This window comes from Calothrix rhizosoleniae SC01 (assembly GCF_900185595.1).
Classification (GTDB): Bacteria; Cyanobacteriota; Cyanobacteriia; order Cyanobacteriales; family Nostocaceae; genus Calothrix_A; species Calothrix_A rhizosoleniae.
In genome coordinates this window covers 1-16,586 of sequence record NZ_FYBH01000080.1, presented here as the reverse complement: position 1 = coordinate 16,586, position 16,586 = coordinate 1, and the positions used below count along the sequence as shown (strand labels likewise).

Annotated in this window: 14 protein-coding genes and 3 pseudogenes; 5 read left to right on the top strand and 12 right to left on the bottom strand. The window is 38.6% G+C overall.

Features of this window, described 5'->3' with window-relative positions; translation table 11 throughout:
- A pseudogene (locus CALSC_RS27270) lies at nucleotides 1–399 on the top strand (family 10 glycosylhydrolase); the annotation flags it as partial.
- A 129-nt stretch (nucleotides 400–528) separates the two neighbouring features.
- A pseudogene (locus CALSC_RS04855) lies at nucleotides 529–1,266 on the top strand (family 10 glycosylhydrolase); the annotation flags it as partial.
- A 130-nt stretch (nucleotides 1,267–1,396) separates the two neighbouring features.
- Here the strand turns inward: CALSC_RS04855 and CALSC_RS04850 are convergent.
- The 7 genes from CALSC_RS04850 to cysE all read right to left on the bottom strand — a co-directional run bounded on the left by CALSC_RS04850 (nucleotide 1,397) and on the right by cysE (nucleotide 5,653).
- Complete coding sequence (locus tag CALSC_RS04850) at nucleotides 1,397–1,984, bottom strand: (2Fe-2S) ferredoxin domain-containing protein (RefSeq protein WP_088240276.1); 588 nt, start codon at nucleotides 1,982–1,984, stop codon at nucleotides 1,397–1,399.
- A gap of 128 nt (nucleotides 1,985–2,112) precedes the next feature.
- Nucleotides 2,113–2,316, bottom strand: a complete 204-nt coding sequence (gene nifT / locus CALSC_RS04845) for a putative nitrogen fixation protein NifT (RefSeq protein ID WP_088240275.1) — start codon at nucleotides 2,314–2,316, stop codon at nucleotides 2,113–2,115.
- Nucleotides 2,313–2,594 carry a nitrogen fixation protein NifZ gene (locus CALSC_RS04840; protein ID WP_088240274.1) on the bottom strand — a complete coding sequence of 94 codons (282 nt, stop codon included), beginning with the start codon at nucleotides 2,592–2,594 and terminating at the stop codon, nucleotides 2,313–2,315. Before CALSC_RS04840 ends, nifT begins: the two co-directional genes overlap by 4 nt.
- On the bottom strand, nucleotides 2,581–3,714 hold the full coding sequence (gene nifV / locus CALSC_RS04835; RefSeq protein ID WP_088240273.1) for a homocitrate synthase: 1,134 nt from the start codon (nucleotides 3,712–3,714) through the stop codon (nucleotides 2,581–2,583). The genes CALSC_RS04840 and nifV overlap by 14 nt, the downstream gene beginning before the upstream one ends.
- Nucleotides 3,715–4,069: 355 nt before the next feature.
- A complete protein-coding gene (locus CALSC_RS04830; RefSeq protein ID WP_088240278.1) occupies nucleotides 4,070–4,267 on the bottom strand; it encodes a DUF2949 domain-containing protein in 198 nt (65 codons plus the stop codon).
- A gap of 370 nt (nucleotides 4,268–4,637) precedes the next feature.
- The gene (locus tag CALSC_RS04825; protein WP_088240272.1) at nucleotides 4,638–4,883 is read right to left on the bottom strand and encodes an Asr1405/Asl0597 family protein; all 246 of its coding nucleotides are present in this window, start codon (nucleotides 4,881–4,883) and stop codon (nucleotides 4,638–4,640) included.
- Between the two features lie 2 nt (nucleotides 4,884–4,885).
- Complete coding sequence (gene cysE, locus CALSC_RS04820) at nucleotides 4,886–5,653, bottom strand: serine O-acetyltransferase (RefSeq protein ID WP_088240271.1); 768 nt, start codon at nucleotides 5,651–5,653, stop codon at nucleotides 4,886–4,888.
- Between the two features lie 559 nt (nucleotides 5,654–6,212).
- Here cysE and CALSC_RS04815 point away from each other — a divergent pair.
- Entirely contained in the window at nucleotides 6,213–6,782 is a 570-nt protein-coding gene (locus tag CALSC_RS04815) for an NUDIX hydrolase (RefSeq protein WP_088240270.1), read from the top strand.
- On the opposite strand, the gene CALSC_RS04810 is transcribed toward CALSC_RS04815, so the two are convergent.
- From CALSC_RS04810 to gshA, 5 genes are all read right to left on the bottom strand, one after another.
- Nucleotides 6,774–7,553: a hypothetical protein gene (locus CALSC_RS04810; protein WP_088240269.1), complete on the bottom strand. Its 780-nt coding sequence runs from the start codon at nucleotides 7,551–7,553 to the stop codon at nucleotides 6,774–6,776. The two genes, CALSC_RS04815 and CALSC_RS04810, sit on opposite strands and share 9 nt — an antisense overlap.
- Before the next feature lie 175 nt (nucleotides 7,554–7,728).
- Entirely contained in the window at nucleotides 7,729–8,295 is a 567-nt protein-coding gene (locus CALSC_RS04805; protein ID WP_088240268.1) for a GNAT family N-acetyltransferase, read from the bottom strand.
- Nucleotides 8,296–9,012: 717 nt separating this feature from the next.
- Nucleotides 9,013–10,854: a peptidoglycan DD-metalloendopeptidase family protein gene (locus CALSC_RS04800; protein WP_088240267.1), complete on the bottom strand. Its 1,842-nt coding sequence runs from the start codon at nucleotides 10,852–10,854 to the stop codon at nucleotides 9,013–9,015.
- 774 nt (nucleotides 10,855–11,628) lie between these two features.
- Nucleotides 11,629–12,087: a tRNA (cytidine(34)-2'-O)-methyltransferase gene (locus CALSC_RS04795; protein ID WP_088240266.1), complete on the bottom strand. Its 459-nt coding sequence runs from the start codon at nucleotides 12,085–12,087 to the stop codon at nucleotides 11,629–11,631.
- A 533-nt stretch (nucleotides 12,088–12,620) separates the two neighbouring features.
- Entirely contained in the window at nucleotides 12,621–13,760 is a 1,140-nt protein-coding gene (gshA, locus tag CALSC_RS04790; RefSeq protein ID WP_200817569.1) for a glutamate--cysteine ligase, read from the bottom strand.
- 658 nt (nucleotides 13,761–14,418) lie between these two features.
- Here gshA and CALSC_RS04785 point away from each other — a divergent pair.
- Entirely contained in the window at nucleotides 14,419–15,801 is a 1,383-nt protein-coding gene (locus tag CALSC_RS04785) for a cyanophycinase (RefSeq protein ID WP_159460561.1), read from the top strand.
- A 33-nt stretch (nucleotides 15,802–15,834) separates the two neighbouring features.
- A pseudogene (locus CALSC_RS04780) lies at nucleotides 15,835–16,586 on the top strand (protein-arginine deiminase family protein); the annotation flags it as partial.

Here is a 16,586-nt window from a genome sequence, read left to right as displayed (position 1 = left end):
GTAAATATTCCTTTTTTAACCTCCAAACCAACTGCTTCTCCAACTCCAAGTCTAACTCTAACTCTAACTGCTTCTCCAACTCCAAGTCTAACTCTAACTTCTCCCACTCCTTCTATATCAAGTACTAAAAAACCTCAACCCACCTCCATACAAACATCACCTACACCTCAAAATACACCATCATCTGTCATTGAGAAAAAGACTAATACGAAAAAAGTACAAAATAGGATTATTCCCAAAACATCTTGGGAGAAAGAAGTAATTAGAGGTATTTATTTAAGTCGATACTATATTACTAATAATGCTAGCGAGAAGAAGATTCGCGAACGAGTTCGTTACTATCGTTCTCAGGGTATTAATACAATTATTCATGGTGTTTGGGGTAATGGCTGTACTATGTAAGTAGGTTGGCGTAAAAAATTATCGTTTGGATAAGGCAGGGGGCAGGGAGCAGGGAGCAGGGGGAACAAGGGTTTTAGGCTTATTTACTATTCTTCACATAGTTTGGTTTTATTGTGCCGACTTACTTATAACAGCAAAGTCATGCAACAAACCCTAGGTTATAAAAGTTGTCCTAATGAGTTTCGAGATCAGTGGTTAGATTGGTTAATTGATGAAGCCCATAAGCAAGGGATGGAAGTTCATGCTTATTTTGAAAAAGGTATTAAAATAGATAAAAATAGTCCTATTTTTGATTTAGCGATCGCTCGTAAATGGGTTGTGCCTGGAGTTGATAGAACCTACCCTGGAATCGAGCATTATGTCCTTGATGTCGAGATTCCTGAAGTTGCTAATTTTTTTAAAGATATTTTAGTAGAATTTGTTGAAAAATACCCAAAAATTAATGCGGTTCAATGGGATGATTATCTCGGTTATCATGCAGAGTTACCAGGAAAAGTTGATCGCACTGCTAATTTAACTAATTTGTTGCAACAAATGATAACTGCAATGAAAAAAGCCAATCCTGCGGTGAGTTTTGATATTTGTCATCATAACCCTTATTGGGCTAAACGATATTTCGCTGCTGACTGGGAAAAATGGAATGTGGATCGAGCATTTATTCAAGCTTACAATGAGAAAAATTTTAAAGAGGAGTTAAACTATGTCAAAAAATATAATGGCATTGCTATTACTGATAAACAATTTCATCGCTTAACAGAATTAATTAATAATCCAGAAATTAAGAATATTTTAGTTTTTCCTCTCTCTGGTAAACCGGAAGAAACAGCTGCTAAGTTGAAAAAAATGATACAACAGAATAAATAAAATAGAAGCCATTATATTGCGGCATTGAGCTGAGACGCATTGTGACAATTGTGCATCCCGGCTCAATACTGGAGTAGTTTAACGCAATAACATATCATTGCTATTTAACATTAGTTCGAGTTAATAAATTTTAACTGATATTTTTATCAGAGCAATGACTTTTTTCTGGGGAAATATGGGAATTATTTTCTTTTAAAAGAATATCAACGATCGCCTCTGGGTGCATTTTTTTATACTGCTTTTTCCCTACCTGAAATACACAACTAGGAGCACTGTTACAGTGCTTTAAACAGCCTGTATGTTCAATATCTACCAATTCATTCAATCCGCGATCGCATAAGGTTTTTTCTATGTTTGACAATAAACCTCTGCCACCCCGTTTGCGACAACTAGATTTTTGACAGACTAAAATCTTCGCTTTATTTGCAGGGGTTATTTGTTGAGGATTGTCATTAGATATAGATAATACTTGATGCGCTTTTAATTTAATTTTACCTGTTTTTGCATGTAACTTACTAACACCTAAAACTCGAATATCTTCCCCAGGAATTAACAATTCACTCATTTGAGGACGTAAATTTTTAGGTAATTTAATTTCTACATCCCCAGATTCAATTTTTAATTGCAAACAGCTATTTTTTTGGCGTTTATTTTGTAATAACCCCAGAAATTTGCCTTCAATTGTAAATTCTGATAGTCTCAGGTATTTTTTTCCCATTTTTTAGCAATCTAGTTGTTGACACTGACAATTTGAGAGATTTGGGAAAAGTTTTGAATCTTGATTTATAGCTATAAACTTTTATGAATAACTAATAATCCTTAATTCTCCACTCCCCCCATTATCTTTTAGGCAAGACGTTTAGCTTCTAAAGTTTGGGGTAATTTTAAAGGATCTGGCATATTGGGAAATGCTAATTCCCAACCATTGGCGAGAGTCAAAACTTTCCCATCGGCTGTATCTGTTTCCTTCACAACCTCTTCTTCCAAGTCTTTTTTAGGTACATAAGCTAATAAATGTCCAGCCGCATTTTGACGTAACATAACTTTCATGAATCTTCCTCCTCATCGATATAATCAAGTGACTCTAATTCGTATTTCCGACAACCGACAACAAAACCTGTTTCCAGAAAATGCACCGCATAAATATAAGCTTTTTGCAAATATGTACCAATGCTGACAACGTAACCAACATCACCAACCTTTGCCAGTACTTTCCCTATCTCCTGACCAGGAAAAGTGCCATCATTTTTCAGTAGCTTGCGTACCTTTACCTTTTCACCAATTTCAAAATGTGGCGGTTGGTTTAGCTCTAATTCATCCAATCGCATGGTAATACCTCTGCTCCATTACTAAATTCAATAGTTCTTGAGTAGTGAGGCTGCGCTTGTTCTTGACTGATTCCTGACGCACTGCGTCTAATACTGTTTGGGTTTCTTCTGGGTTAAGAACGATACCATACTTTTGCAGCAAATTAGACAATAAATGGCGACCTGAATGTTTACCCACTACTAAACTTCTTTCCCAACCTACTTCTTCAGGGGCGAATGGCTCGTAAGTAGTGGGATTTTGTAAGATACCGTGGGCGTGGATTCCTGATTCGTGGGCAAAGGTATTGTCTCCCACGATCGCTTTCCAAGGTGGTATATTACATCCGGAAGCTGCTCCCACTAGTCGAGATAGTTCCAATAAACGGGGTGTATCAATACCCACATCCATGTGGTAGATGCGTTTGAGAGCCATGACTACTTCTTCTAAAGCTGCATTCCCAGCTCTTTCCCCTAAACCATTGACTGTTGTATTGACTGATACTGCACCAGCTCTAATACCTGCTAAGGCATTAGCTGTTGCTAAACCAAAGTCATTATGGGTGTGAATTTCTACTGGTATAGATAAATTCATGACCAGTCGTTTGATTTTGCCATAAGTAGCAAAAGGATCGAGAATGCCTACGGTGTCACAAAAACGGAACCGGGAAGCCCCCCATTCTTGGGCATACATGGCAACATCCTGCAAGAAGTTTTCATCAGCCCTGGAAGCATCTTCTCCTCCCACTGCGACCCAAAGACCATGATCTAAAGCAAAGCTGATACTATCTTTGAGCTGTTGTAGGGTGACTCGCCATTGACCATGAAACTTAGCAGCAATTTGGATTCCAGAAACGGGGATGCAAATATGTACTCGCTTCAAACCGCAAGCGATGGAAGCTTTAATATCAGAAATGACAGCCCGGTTCCAACCTAGCAATTTTGCTTCCAAATCCAAGTTGGCGATCGCGGTAATTGCTCGTGTTTCTTCTACACCCATAGCAGGAATACCGACTTCCAATTCATGAACACCAATTGCATCCAAAAATTTAGCGATCGCGACTTTTTCTTGTAAGTTAAATGCCACACCTGCTGCTTGCTCTCCATCTCGCAGTGTAGTGTCATTAATTAGGAGTGAATACATATCAAAAATTCCTCGTATGGCATTGGTAATGTTAATGGGTCATGGCATCATTCAAAATGAAAATATTTGACTTTTGATGGTAATTTTTTCATTTTCTGACCAATTACCAATCCCCTAGAATCCATCTGGATGAGATGAAGTACCAAATGGCAGCAATTAAGAGTTATTTTTGCCAGTTTGTGCTTCTACATCAACAAACAAGAGATGACTCATGTAAGTGTTTGTCAACCCTAAAAATAGTAATATGCTGAGTCCAGCCAAAAAAGTAGAAATCATGACAGATGACCTTTTAGATAAGAATTATGTGTTGTTGCAAAATTCAGATTCAGCTTCAATATTTTTGACCTGAAACTAATTAATTGTGGTCTTCTAACCAATCAAAAATTCTTTCTAGCTGTTCTAAAGAAACTAAACCATACTGCCAGAGGAGCATTGGTAAAGGACCATCACTCAATTCTTTTTTCTTCATTGCTACAGCTATATCTTCTCGGGGTAGTTCTAGCTCATGCTGTAAAAAATAGAGAAATTTTGGATCACTGAGATAGGTTACCATCATAGTAGGTTTAACTTCTGTAGCAAGGAACAATGAATCTGCTAATTTTGCTTGTTTTAGTCTTGGTTAATATTCTCTGTCTGGATTGTGAATAAATTAAGAGAATATTTATGTAAATTAGGCTATATATTTTTCTGGTGAGATATTAGTCAAATACAGAGCCTATACTTGATATGATTAATGTTAGCTACAATTCATAACAGCTAATTTACCTACTTTTTTATATGAATTTAATTAACAATGTATGCAGAAAAAGTAATAATTTCTGTTTCCCTGGTTCACTCCTCGTGCTATTTACTGGAAATAAGTGACCGTCGGCTGCTAAATATGGAGTAATCAAACCATGATTCTCTTCATAAATAATCAGTGATTACAATTTCCAACATTTTTCCAAAAAATTAATTAATTCTTGGCGGCTAGCTGTAAATTGTATGACTGTACTGCGAATGAGAATAACGTCGATATAACTGGTAACTTTTACTTGCAAAGAACCATCAACAGGACACCAACACTGAATCTGTAATTCTTGGAGACGATGATAAATTTGCCAGCGATCGCTAATGGGAATATCTATGGCTTGTACCCCTAGATTTACTGAATTACAAAATTGAGACACGATCAATTGTCCTTGTGCTGAATTTGTCCATCCTTGCCATCATGGGTAAGGATATGTATCTGTTTCTCTAGATGCTCAATACGAGATATCAAAGAACGAATTACATTAGCTTCCACATCGGGAAGTTTTCCATGTTCTAGGGGAGAAAGACGTTCTTGTTGACGACGGGAAACAATTCGACCGGGAATCCCCACCACTGTAGAATCAGCTGGGACATGGCGCAGTACCACAGAACCAGCACCAATACGGACGCGATCGCCAATTTCCAAATTTCCTAAAACTTTTGCTCCTGCTCCCACCACCACATTTGCACCGAGGGTAGGATGGCGCTTACCACTTTCTTTACCCGTTCCTCCTAGGGTGACACCTTGGTATATGAGGGAATAGTCTCCGATGATAGCAGTTTCGCCAATCACAACACCAACACCGTGGTCAATAAACACACCCTGACCAATTTTTGCACCTGGATGAATTTCAATTCCTGTTAAAAACCGGGCTAAATGGGAAATAAAACGAGGAAAGAAAACCACCCCACAGCAATATAAATAGTGAGCAAGACGATGCAAGCACAGTGCATGTAAGCCAGGGTAACAAAACATCACCTCCAGCCAATTACGTGCAGCTGGATCCCGTTCGAAGATGATTTTAAAATCCTTGCAAATTGGCTGCAAAAAAATACCAAAAAAGGAAGATTTTTCCCTTTCTGTCTTTGCACCAGTCGGTGTTTCTGCTATTGTTGAATTCCTAGTGCGATTTAAGGTTTGTTGCATCCCTAATGTCTGGTGAAAAGAGCCATGTGTATTTTTCTGCTTATATCAGGCGGCTCTCAAGCAGACAAGGATAGCGATCGCTATTGATTTTATTATCTTTATTAAACTTGTACTCACTAGCCTTAAACCCATATATAACGGGGACTTAAAACTTTCTTTGGGTCTAGGGTACTGGTATTTATGGATGGGGGTACTAGTATTTCTGGGGGTTAGGATTAGGCATTTATGTACTCAATACTAAACTCATTGCCCGTCAACGTTTGCATAACATTAAGCAACTTTTTTTTGCATAACTTAATATGTACTCATACCCACGTAAATATTAAATTTTTAATAAAAATTAAGGTTTCTGTATACCCAACTACTATTAATATCTTATTAGTTTGTTGGCAAAAAAACAAGTTCTAATATTTCGTTTTTTCGTTATTGTCTGTATGAGTTGATACGGTCAAACGATTTTACATTTTAGATTTTTTTTGGATTGTCCCCATGTCTTATGCATTGCAGCACAATTGTTTCTTAATTTGTCCATAAAGTAGCTTCCACGGTGGACATGAATATGAGTAAAGATTGGCAAATTCAGGATAGATTCTTGGAACTGCGCTCCCAATGGTTGTCAGTAATTGGCGAACATCTTCAGGATGAACAAGGACAAATCCGAGAATATTGGCGGGTGGAAAAAGCAGACTCGGTGATTATTTTACCCATTCAAAACCAACAGTTGATTTTGCCACCACCAACTTATCGTCCAGGAGTAGGAGAAAAAACCCTCGATTTCCCTGGTGGAAGGATTCCAGAGACAGAAAAAGCTGTGACAATCGCCCCTAAAATTCTTCAGCGAGAATTGGGAATTGCACCAGAAACAATTTCCCTACTTACACCGTTAAATTCTCAGGGTTCGGCTGTCAATAGTTCTTTCTCGAATCAGAAACTATTTAGCTTTGTTGCTCACCTGGAACCCACTGTCGAGATTGCTTCAGATTTTATCGGAGCAATGTATCCGATTAATCATGATGGTATCTCATCTTTACTTAATTCATTGATTTGCTTGCAATGTCGGGCTGTGTTAATGGAATGGTGGGTTGGGTTAATTACGAGCAGTAATCCCGATGCCCATTCTTCACACTAAATATTTGGTATTTGGTACTATTGGAAAGAAAGCATACTCATACCAAGCAGTCCAGATAAAACTGCGAATCCACCTCTGCCGTTTTTCGGGGCTTAATTCATAGGTAAACGCCCCAAGAGATGCATCAATAGAAGATAGGTGGGAATTACAGCCGCAGCCGTGTTGATAAGTAAAACCATATTGGGAGGCAATACTTTGCACCTTCATCTGCATAGCAAAAACCTTGCCAGCATGAAGCACAGCATCCCAGGAACGCTTGTGTTCTATATCGCGCTGCTCAAACCTTAAGGCTCGCTCTTCAAACACATGATCACGGTAAATAGGGGCTAAATGTACTTGGTAAAAGCTTGCAGGAAGTTCGTAACCAAACTCTTGAAATAACTCCATACCGATGTGAGCAACTTTCACCTCATTTTCATACCCTACCCCCTTTGACTCAAGCTCACGAAGAATTTTTTCAAAGTTTGGGTAGTTATGAATCTGAAAATCATGTCCGTAGAAATCTAGGGTTTCCCTTGCTAGTTGTGCGAATAATTGAGAGAATGACGATTTAAGGTGGGCTAATTCTGGGCGATCGCTGAATAAGTCTACATCACCCTCCTCCAACTTGTATTGGAATAACTGTGCCATCTCAATATAGTTCTGTGGATTGCCAAGTCCTACATTTGCCTTTCCCCTGGCGATATCTTGCCACACCCTAGGCAATTGAGAAATATGAACTGCATTTTCACCAGCGATCGCTACTACACTAGGTATTTCCAGAAGTTGCATAGATAACCTACAAAAAGAATATTATTAGAAAGTTATAAATGTAATTGGACTTAAATTTTAGTGTTCGATTTTACATTTGTACATAAACGTAAAAATACGCAATGTTTGACAGCCTGTCTTTTGACAATCGCAAAAATTTAATTGCGTAGAATTACAATTAAATTATTTTTCTTATTTAGTTATGCCAATCATGATTAATCAAACTAGTCAGAATATGGTCTTCCCATTTACCATTAATTAATAAATAGTCCCTAGCATAACCCTCAACTACAAAGCCTAGTCTTTTCAATAATTTTCCACTCCGTTGATTGTGAGGCATATAATTTGCCATAATCCGGTGCATATTTAATTCTTTAAATACATAGTCAATAGCGGCTCCTAAGGCTTCATTCATCAGCCCTTGTCCTTGTTTATTTTCTGCCAGACTATATCCTACAGTACAAAAATATGCAGCTCCCCAGACAAAGTTGCTAAAGTTGATAGAACCAATAATTGTATGAGAATTTATTTGAGGATAAATAAATAATTTGCATGATTTATAATTTATAAAGCTGCGTAAATTTATCTGCAATTGACATTGCCAAAATTGCTCGGTAAAAAAGTTTTCATGCCATTGGGGATAAAATGGAGTTAAATAACTCTGATTGTCTGTATAGTATTTGAGAATTGCCGGTATATTTTCTGTTTGACCCAAAGATAATAGTAAGCGATCGCTTGTTATTAATGGTAATTTTAATGTCATTCAATTTTTCTACCCACCTACTTGTAATGACTAATTTAGCCGAACACTTAGGAAATATTAGTCATGTAAAATTAATTATTATTTAAAAAATGCAAAGTTACATCTCCATTTACTTTGGAGTAATGCGAAAGACTTAATTCTCATTGACGAGGATGCTTCCCTACAAAGGCTCTGGCTGATGCATATTTAATTTACACCAGATGTCTATTATATTTAATCTGATAACTAGTGGTCTGTCCCATTAGTTCTGATAGCTAGTGTTATGGTCATATTTATATGATTTTTACTATTAGACTGGGACTTTTAGTCCTAGGCGGGTGTGATAGAAAATCTATTATATTTTATGGGACAGACTACTAGTTTAAAAACCTTGTATTGACAATTTTTCGGATGACAAAAAAATTTCAACAATTTATAAGTGGTGTCAATGGCAGAATTATTAATTCTTAAAAATTGAATTGGGGTAAAGAACAACAATGTCGTCCTACTTTCATCACCGTAAATATGTATTAAAGTAAACCCCTATATCTAGACAAAATGGGTACATTTGTTAACTTATGGGTATAAATTAGATAATAGTTACTAGGCCCACAATCATAACTTTTTTAGCAAGCCCTAGTTTAGCAAGCCCTAGATATATACCAGAGAACAAAATAGGAGGGAGATTACACTCCCTCCATCATGTATATTCTGAAACTTCAAAATCGAGCCCTGAGATTAAACCCGTGGTGGTAAATAAGCAATGGGGTTAATTGCTCCTTTACCAGCAAGACGAATTTCAAAGTGAAGGTGTGGCCCCGTGCTAAAACCAGTACTACCCATCAAAGCAATAGTTTTACCTTGACTGACTTGCTGCCCAGCTTTGACTAAAATTTTACTGTTATGGGCATAGCGAGTTATAGTACCATTTCTATGGCGCATTTCTACCAATTTGCCATAACCACCCCGATTCCAACTAGCCTTAGTCACTACACCATCAGCCGCCGCATAAATTGGTGTACCTGTAGAATTAGCAATATCAATACCCTTATGCATTCTTCCCCAACGCCAGCCATAGCCAGAGGTAAGTACACCTTTTGCAGGCCAAATGAAAGCAGCAGAGGACTTAGGAGTATTTTCAATCGGTCTGGGCAGATATTTATCTACTGCTGCCAGGGGTGGTAATTGTGTATTTGTAGGGGAAACCCTAACTCCCCGAAGTCTTCCCAAAGACTCAGTGTCACTTTTTCCTCTATTAGTTGTTCCGACTGGATTTCTCAAACGATTGGGGAAGAATTGGGGACGTGTTCTGGTATTAGAACCAGGTGACATCGGTTTAGGAACAAAAATTGGCACCGCAGTGTTGTTCTGGCGAGTAACCGTAGATTCCACAACCGTTACGTTGTTTCGTCTCTGTGGGGTGACTTTTTTCCCTGATTGCTGGGCACGATATTTTTCTCTTAATCTCTCAATCTCATTTTTGAGACTGTTGAGACGGGGATTATTTTTTGAGTTCTTGGACTGACTAGACCTTCTGTCAGCTACTCGCGTGTCTACAAATGCTGTGGGAACTGGAGTATCTCCACCAATTCCCTCGTGGTCATTAATCTCGGTAGTCTTAACAACCTTCCCAGATGTAGGTACATTAAGTGTTTGACTAATTCGTAGTTGGTATGGATTAGTCAGTTTATTGGCTTTAATAATTTTTGATACAGATGTACCATACTTCCGAGCAATGATTGCTAATGTATCACCAGATTTAACTTGGTAGGCGATAACACTAGATGATTTTTCGGTGGTTATGGTTTTGGCAGGTGTAGCTGTTGCCGTGGATGATAACTTATGATTTTTCTTTGCCTGCTTTAATTTATTTACCAAACTAGCTTGACTAGCTGGTGTAGCTGCAACAGACTTATTAGATACAGCTTTGGTCTCCTCAGACCGCAACTCCGCCAGACCTGTTTTTAAACGGTTCGATTTTTCTTGGAGACGGTTAAGCGCAAATTCTTGCTGCGCTTTTAATTGCTCATTAACGTCGGGTAATTTAGAAGTTTTGACAGCCAAGCTATCTGACTTGTCAGCTTTCTGGTCATTAGCTGTTGCTAATTTTGCTTGTTGGCGATTAGAAGTTAAAGAACTGGAATTGGCAATACTGGTAGTAGTTGCCACAGTCGCTTCTTTACCTGGTGTGGCTTGTAAATTAGCTCCAAGCCCAGGCACCTGTGAAATAACTGTGGGTTCCACTATGGCAGAATTTCCAAGCACACCCACTGACGAGGTGACTTGTGATTCCAGCAACTTTGTGTTGACAAAGTTCACTTTGGTGTCAGGAGCAGCAGGTTTGATGGAAGCCTTTTGGCTACCTACAGGTTTTGCTGCAAGGGCTTGGTCGCTTTGTCGAGTCACCAAAAGGCTGGTTGCTCCCATAGAAATTGCCAAGGCAATCATTGCTGCTTTGCTTGGCATCTGGTGGCTATTTAAGGAAGTCACTGTTTTGTTTAAATGGTACACCGGTGCATCATCACTACTAGAAGAACTTTCAAGTGCAGCCTTACTTTTTTTCTTAAATGCTCGTTTCAAAGACGACCTCCTATGAACACTAGCGCTTATTTGACTTAGATTTATTAGCCGAATATTAGTCAATGATTTGGATCACTAAGAAAAAAGATCAATATCACAATCGCCAGAGATATATTAAGCAAGATTAACTTGCTTCTCTGATTTAGACAAGTTCATAAAATTTGGCAAAATTTAAATTTTGACTTGGACTTGCCTGTGACACGTTTCACTCCTCAAGATGTTCGGTTGGTTACAGCTTGTGTGAAATCATATACCTGAGTGTGACTGTAATTAAAACAAATTTTTATTTGCATTAACTGACAATTTGCCAGGAATTGAGATTTCACATCCTTTTTTAAGGAAATAAGCTTCCCTGTTTTATATATTCCAGGGGTTATGTAAACAATCCGCCTACTAAGTACGAGACTGTACGCTGATTATTCCCTAAAAGACAACCGTGTAAACCCTCAGGTACTTTTTTCGCTCGGAAATGCTTTCTGAACAATTAAATTCACATAAATAACTGCTACGACTAGCATTGAGCTATTTTGTTCCCCTGGCGACAAAGGAATGTAATTCATGAAAATCTATCATTAAAATTTCCACACTATTGAATTTTTATATACATTTTTCTTATATCAAACCCCTTGCAAATATCAGTGTTTTCCCCATTGCCATGTCTCACTGGTGGCAATTGAGTCCAAATTATATTTTTTTTGCAGATAGGTAATGAATACCTTACGTAAAGTTATTTAAACTGAATATGAATATTTTATAAAGTTAAAGTATTTTTACTTACGTATGTGATAATTGGCGACGAGCTTCAAATAAAGCAACTGCAACACTAACGGAAAGATTTAAACTACGAACCTGAGGCTGTTCCATAGGGATACAGAGAGTATGATCACAGCTCGCCAGAAAAGTGGCAGGTAAGCCATTAGTTTCACTGCCAAATACGAGCCAGTCAGAGGCTTGGTATGTAAATTTACTGTAATTAAAACTACCTCTAACACTAAAACCTAAGCATCTACCACCACGTTGTTTATGTAACCTTTGAAACACTTCTAGTGATTCATGATAGTGTAATTTCACGTAAGGCCAATAATCTAAACCAGCTCTTTTGAGGTAGCGATCGCTCAATTCAAAGCCTAATGGCGCAACTAAATGGAGCTCAGTGCCCGTAGCTGCACAAGTACGGGCAATATTGCCTGTATTTGGAGGAATTAAAGGATTAACTAAAACAACCTGAGGCATTTGTACTCAAAACTTAATATGTATATTTTCGCTAAAATATGTCCAAAGAGAGAGGTCAATAATAGTTTTTATTAATATAACTTCACTCATTGGGAACAATTAGAAATTCTAAACATTAAATTAGCCTCCAAAACACAATTTTTGGCAAATTAGTGAAGTGGAGAAGAGGGGTTAGTGTTTGAGAATTTTTATTTTTATAGAGTATGAGTACAAATCTGAAATTTGTTCCTCAAAATTTTCAGGGGCGGAAATAAACTAACCATTTATGAAATCTCAAAGCCAGAGAACACAATACTTTTGACCTCTTCGGGTTGCCCTACTTGACGGTAGTTGAGTTATGTTGAGGAACCCTTCCGGGTTACGCCAGTTTACGGCAGTTGCTACAAGTTGGGGAACCGGCCCAACGCACTGCCTCCTTTATGCAGGGAAACCCCTACGGATTGCGCCAGTTGCTTTATGCCGGGAAACCTGTCCACCGCAATGACTCACTTTTGACTTCCGCGTAGCGGTACTAGTAGCAGCTCGACTCAGTGTTAGGTAACTATTTGAGGACATAATTTGTCTTCTAATTCAATTTCTCGTTCTCGAGTAGTATTAATTGCCTGGATTATGGCGCTACGACTGCTAATACCGACGGCGTGCAGTTGTAACCATTGTTGTGCCTCGTTACCTTTTTGCAGAATTTTTGGTAAGGGTGAGAGGAAACAACTAAAGCCGTGTTCTTTGGCTACAGGTAAAACTTGTTCATAAATTTCTGCGATCCAATCCCTGGCGCGGATAATGCTACCATCTTGCCAATTTATAAGCTGGGCATCCAAACTAGTAGTTGCTGCTGCGATTTCATTTTTTGTAGTTATGGAAACCAGCTCTTCTGGAGAAAAACTGCTCTGAACTAATGGATCGAGGTTAGGATTGCCAATTAACTGCAATAGTCTTGCTTCCAATAAAGCAGTAATTGCCAGTAAAGCAATGGGGTCTGTAACTAAATCGCAAATTCTCAATTCTAAGCGATTGAGATCGTAAGGACGACCATTACCATTAGGTCTTACTGATGTCCACAAATGGCGCACATTTTGCATTGTTCCTGCTGCTAATTGTGACTCTACCCACTGAATGTGATGGTTATGGCTGACAAATAAAGGTACATCAGTGGGAGTTTGGGGGAATACACGCCATCGGGTAGAGTGATAGCCCGTGGCTTTGCTATCTAGAAAAGGAGAAGAAGCACTAAGAGCAAGAAATAAGGGGGCTTCTATGCGAATGAGACGACAAGCCCGCATTAATAATTCTGGATCATCGATGCCAATATTAATATGTACACTAGCGGTGACTACTTTTGTGCCGTAGGTTTTTTCAATATATTCATGATATTCTTTGCTGGGATCAGAGCGAAAAAAGCGATCGCTTCCGCCCAAGGATAGGGTACTACCTGGAATCAGAGTGTAATCCCCTAGCTGTGATAAGTATTGGCGTAGTTTTAACCGGGGACGTACCAATCCACACAATAATTGTTCATAACTACGGGATGGTGCGGTTATGTATTCTACATTGCGGCTATCCGGTTCCCGCATAAATCCGTCTAAAGATGCAGTAATTTTGTCAGAGAGGCCGACTATATCTCCACTAGATGTACCAGTATACATCTCAATCTCAAAGCCTTTAGATAGCACCATCTTTTTCATCTCCGGCTCCCTTTACTTTATAAATTGTATCGAGTTTGACGAATTTTATGACGGATATTGGTTAACTAAATGTTAAGAATCCGCAAAAAATCCGCAAAATAGTATTTTACATTGCTATTTTTGAAGTTTTTATATTTTATTTAGGTTTGTGGTGCTGAAAATGTTATATGCATCACCAATTATCGAGCCTTCTGCCTGGTTTAACTAGTAGACATTTCCAGAAATGAAATATGCGTCAGGAAGAGGCATGGGAACAAGGAGCAGAGGAGAAACCCCATACATGAATGTAGAGAGCAGCGCGCAGAAAAGGGGTTTCCCCCATGAGCGACTGTATCAAAAAATAAATTATTGAGAAAGAGTGCTTATGCATCGCGGCACCATTATTTCTAATTTTTCCACAAATAAATTTGGGGGCTTGTATCCTTTTCTTTTTCGGAGATGTCTAGCTTCAACCGAAATGTTAAAAACCTACCCTTGTAAGCTGCTCCCTGCCTTCTGCATTCATAACAATTGATTATTCTTTTATTTGGAATTCTCTAACTGTTATAGATAAACTTTATACCAATTCTTTATGAGGCTGCATATAATGCCCTATACAAACTAAACCTGCCTTCCCAGGTTAAGAATGCGCTCATTCATCAAAAAATTTATGACAAAATCCTGGAAAGCTTTATTACTGTTAACCCTGATATCTTTAAATATATTCACTGGCTTGCCTACTTGGGCAAAATCTCTTGTTCTTGTGGGCGGTGGACTCAAAAAAGTCACCGGGAATTCTCCCAATCCCCATAGCCTAGCCATTTACAAAAGAGTTATTGAACTTGCTGGTGGTGCAAAAGCTGCCAAAATTGGTGTAATTACCGCAGCCTCTCGTCCTCCTAGCCAAGACAGAAAAGCTGGAACCCCAAAAGCTAAAAATTCCCTTGTGAATGGAGGTAAATACGTTCAAACCTTGAAAAAAATAGGTGTAGCAGATGCCCAATGGATTCCCATTGACCTAGACAACATTCACAACAACTCCAGCCAAGCCGTAATTAAGCAAGTCAATCAAATGACTGGTTTCTTGTTTGGAGGTGGTGACCAATCTCGACTAATTAAATGTTTTTTAAAATACAACAATAGCGGCAAACGTACTGATAGTCCTGTTTTATCTGCCATTCGCCAAAAGTATGCAGAAGGGGCAGTAATTGCTGGCACGAGTGCAGGGACAGTGATTCATGGAGGTGGCAGTTATGTTAGAGATAGAACCAAGAATATTCCCATGATTACTAATGGAGAAAGCTATGAAGCTCTCAAAAATGGCTTGTATATCTCCAACAAGAGTCGCAAGAAGGTCTCCTATAACCAACTAGGTGGTTTTGGCTTCTTCAAATACGGTATTCTTGATACCCACTTTGGCGAACGAGGACGACAAGGCAGAATAGTACGTTTAGCATGGGACACTGGTATTCATGATGCCTACGCACTTGATGAAAATACAGCTTTGGTTGTCACTGATCTGGATACACCCCAAGTCAAAATGTCTGTAGTAGGAAAGGGAGGAGTTAGCATTTTTGATCTTTCCCAGGCTGGCTCAAATATTGGTGCTTGTAGGAAAGTTAGAAGCAGATATTGGCAATTATGTGGCGTGAAATATACTTACCTTACCCAAGATGACAAGTACCATCCTTTGAGTCAGAAGGTTACTATTGCTAGTTGGAAATCTTCCTTAACTGGTAAAGAAAAATATCGCCGACCAAAGGATCCTAGTCAGGATATTTTTACTAGTCCTCGAAACCGTAACTCAGCCAACCGCCGTGCTCATCCTCGGGAAATGGTTAATGTCGCCCATGATTTGTTTGATAGCCGCGTCACTTCAACTTATGGGTTAACTTACGAATCTGCTCCCACCTTCAAAGTTACTTTCACCAAAAAGAAATCGGCTGGTTCAACTGGTTATTATGGCACTACTAGCGCCCAGAGAAAATCTTACTCCTTCAAGAATCTTTTGGTAGATTTCTATACCTATCCTTCGGCATGGACATTAAAATAGTTACATTCACTTGATTAAATCTTTACTTATTGTATGAGAACTTTATTACAAGTTGACAATCCCCGTAGCTCACGCTCAAGGGAAAAGAGTCGGGAATACGAAGATATTTTAGTTGTTGGTCAGCCATTGCAAATATCTTTACAAAATATTGCTCCTGATGATAGTAAATTTGTGAGTTTAGAAACTCGCGGAGAAATCGAAGTTTCATCTCAGACACAGCCTGTTATTTCCTTAAAAACCCTAATTTCCCTAGAACAAATTCCCGAAATTACTCTCTTAGGGAGAACCTCTAGCGATCAGTTCGAAGATCGCAGTTTACAAATAACCTTTATGGATGATGGTGAACATCAGCTGACTCAAGTCCAATTCAAGCTAACTTGTTTGAGGATTTGTTTAGATGTTGATGCAGATAGGGATGGGATTATTGAAGAGAATAATCCTCATAAAGGGGATTGGCAAGGAGGAATTAACGGTCATGGTGCAGTCTTATTAGTCAATAGCGATCGCGACACTGTTTATGGTGATGAGCGCCATGATGGGGAAGAAAACTACATTAAAGGACTTCTGGATATCAAAGACTTTAGCTTTATGATTATTCGTAAAGTTGGTGTCAGAAATTTACCATCTGGATATGATTTTTACCTGTCAGTTAATCGAGACACTGCTAAACGAATTCGCATTTATGATGAATTAGATAAATCTGGCTATGAATTAATTGGTCCCCAGAGAAGAAAAGCAAAAATTAACGATACTGACCGAGATATTATCCTGGGTATTGAAGCATT

Excerpts from the sequence above, each read along its gene's own strand:
- CALSC_RS04810 (WP_088240269.1), bottom strand. The coding sequence starts at position 7,553 with ATGCAACTTCTGGAAATACCTAGTGTAGTAGCGATCGCTGGTGAAAAT.
- CALSC_RS04830 (WP_088240278.1), bottom strand. The coding sequence starts at position 4,267 with ATGGTAACCTATCTCAGTGATCCAAAATTTCTCTATTTTTTACAGCAT.
- CALSC_RS04805 (WP_088240268.1), bottom strand. The coding sequence starts at position 8,295 with ATGACATTAAAATTACCATTAATAACAAGCGATCGCTTACTATTATCT.
- CALSC_RS04795 (WP_088240266.1), bottom strand. The coding sequence starts at position 12,087 with ATGCCTCAGGTTGTTTTAGTTAATCCTTTAATTCCTCCAAATACAGGC.
- gshA (WP_200817569.1), bottom strand. The coding sequence starts at position 13,760 with ATGGTGCTATCTAAAGGCTTTGAGATTGAGATGTATACTGGTACATCT.
- nifV (WP_088240273.1), bottom strand. The coding sequence starts at position 3,714 with ATGTATTCACTCCTAATTAATGACACTACACTGCGAGATGGAGAGCAA.
- nifT (WP_088240275.1), bottom strand. The coding sequence starts at position 2,316 with ATGAAAGTTATGTTACGTCAAAATGCGGCTGGACATTTATTAGCTTAT.
- CALSC_RS04815 (WP_088240270.1), top strand. The coding sequence starts at position 6,213 with ATGAGTAAAGATTGGCAAATTCAGGATAGATTCTTGGAACTGCGCTCC.
- cysE (WP_088240271.1), bottom strand. The coding sequence starts at position 5,653 with ATGCAACAAACCTTAAATCGCACTAGGAATTCAACAATAGCAGAAACA.
- CALSC_RS04785 (WP_159460561.1), top strand. The coding sequence starts at position 14,419 with ATGACAAAATCCTGGAAAGCTTTATTACTGTTAACCCTGATATCTTTA.
- CALSC_RS04840 (WP_088240274.1), bottom strand. The coding sequence starts at position 2,594 with ATGCGATTGGATGAATTAGAGCTAAACCAACCGCCACATTTTGAAATT.
- CALSC_RS04850 (WP_088240276.1), bottom strand. The coding sequence starts at position 1,984 with ATGGGAAAAAAATACCTGAGACTATCAGAATTTACAATTGAAGGCAAA.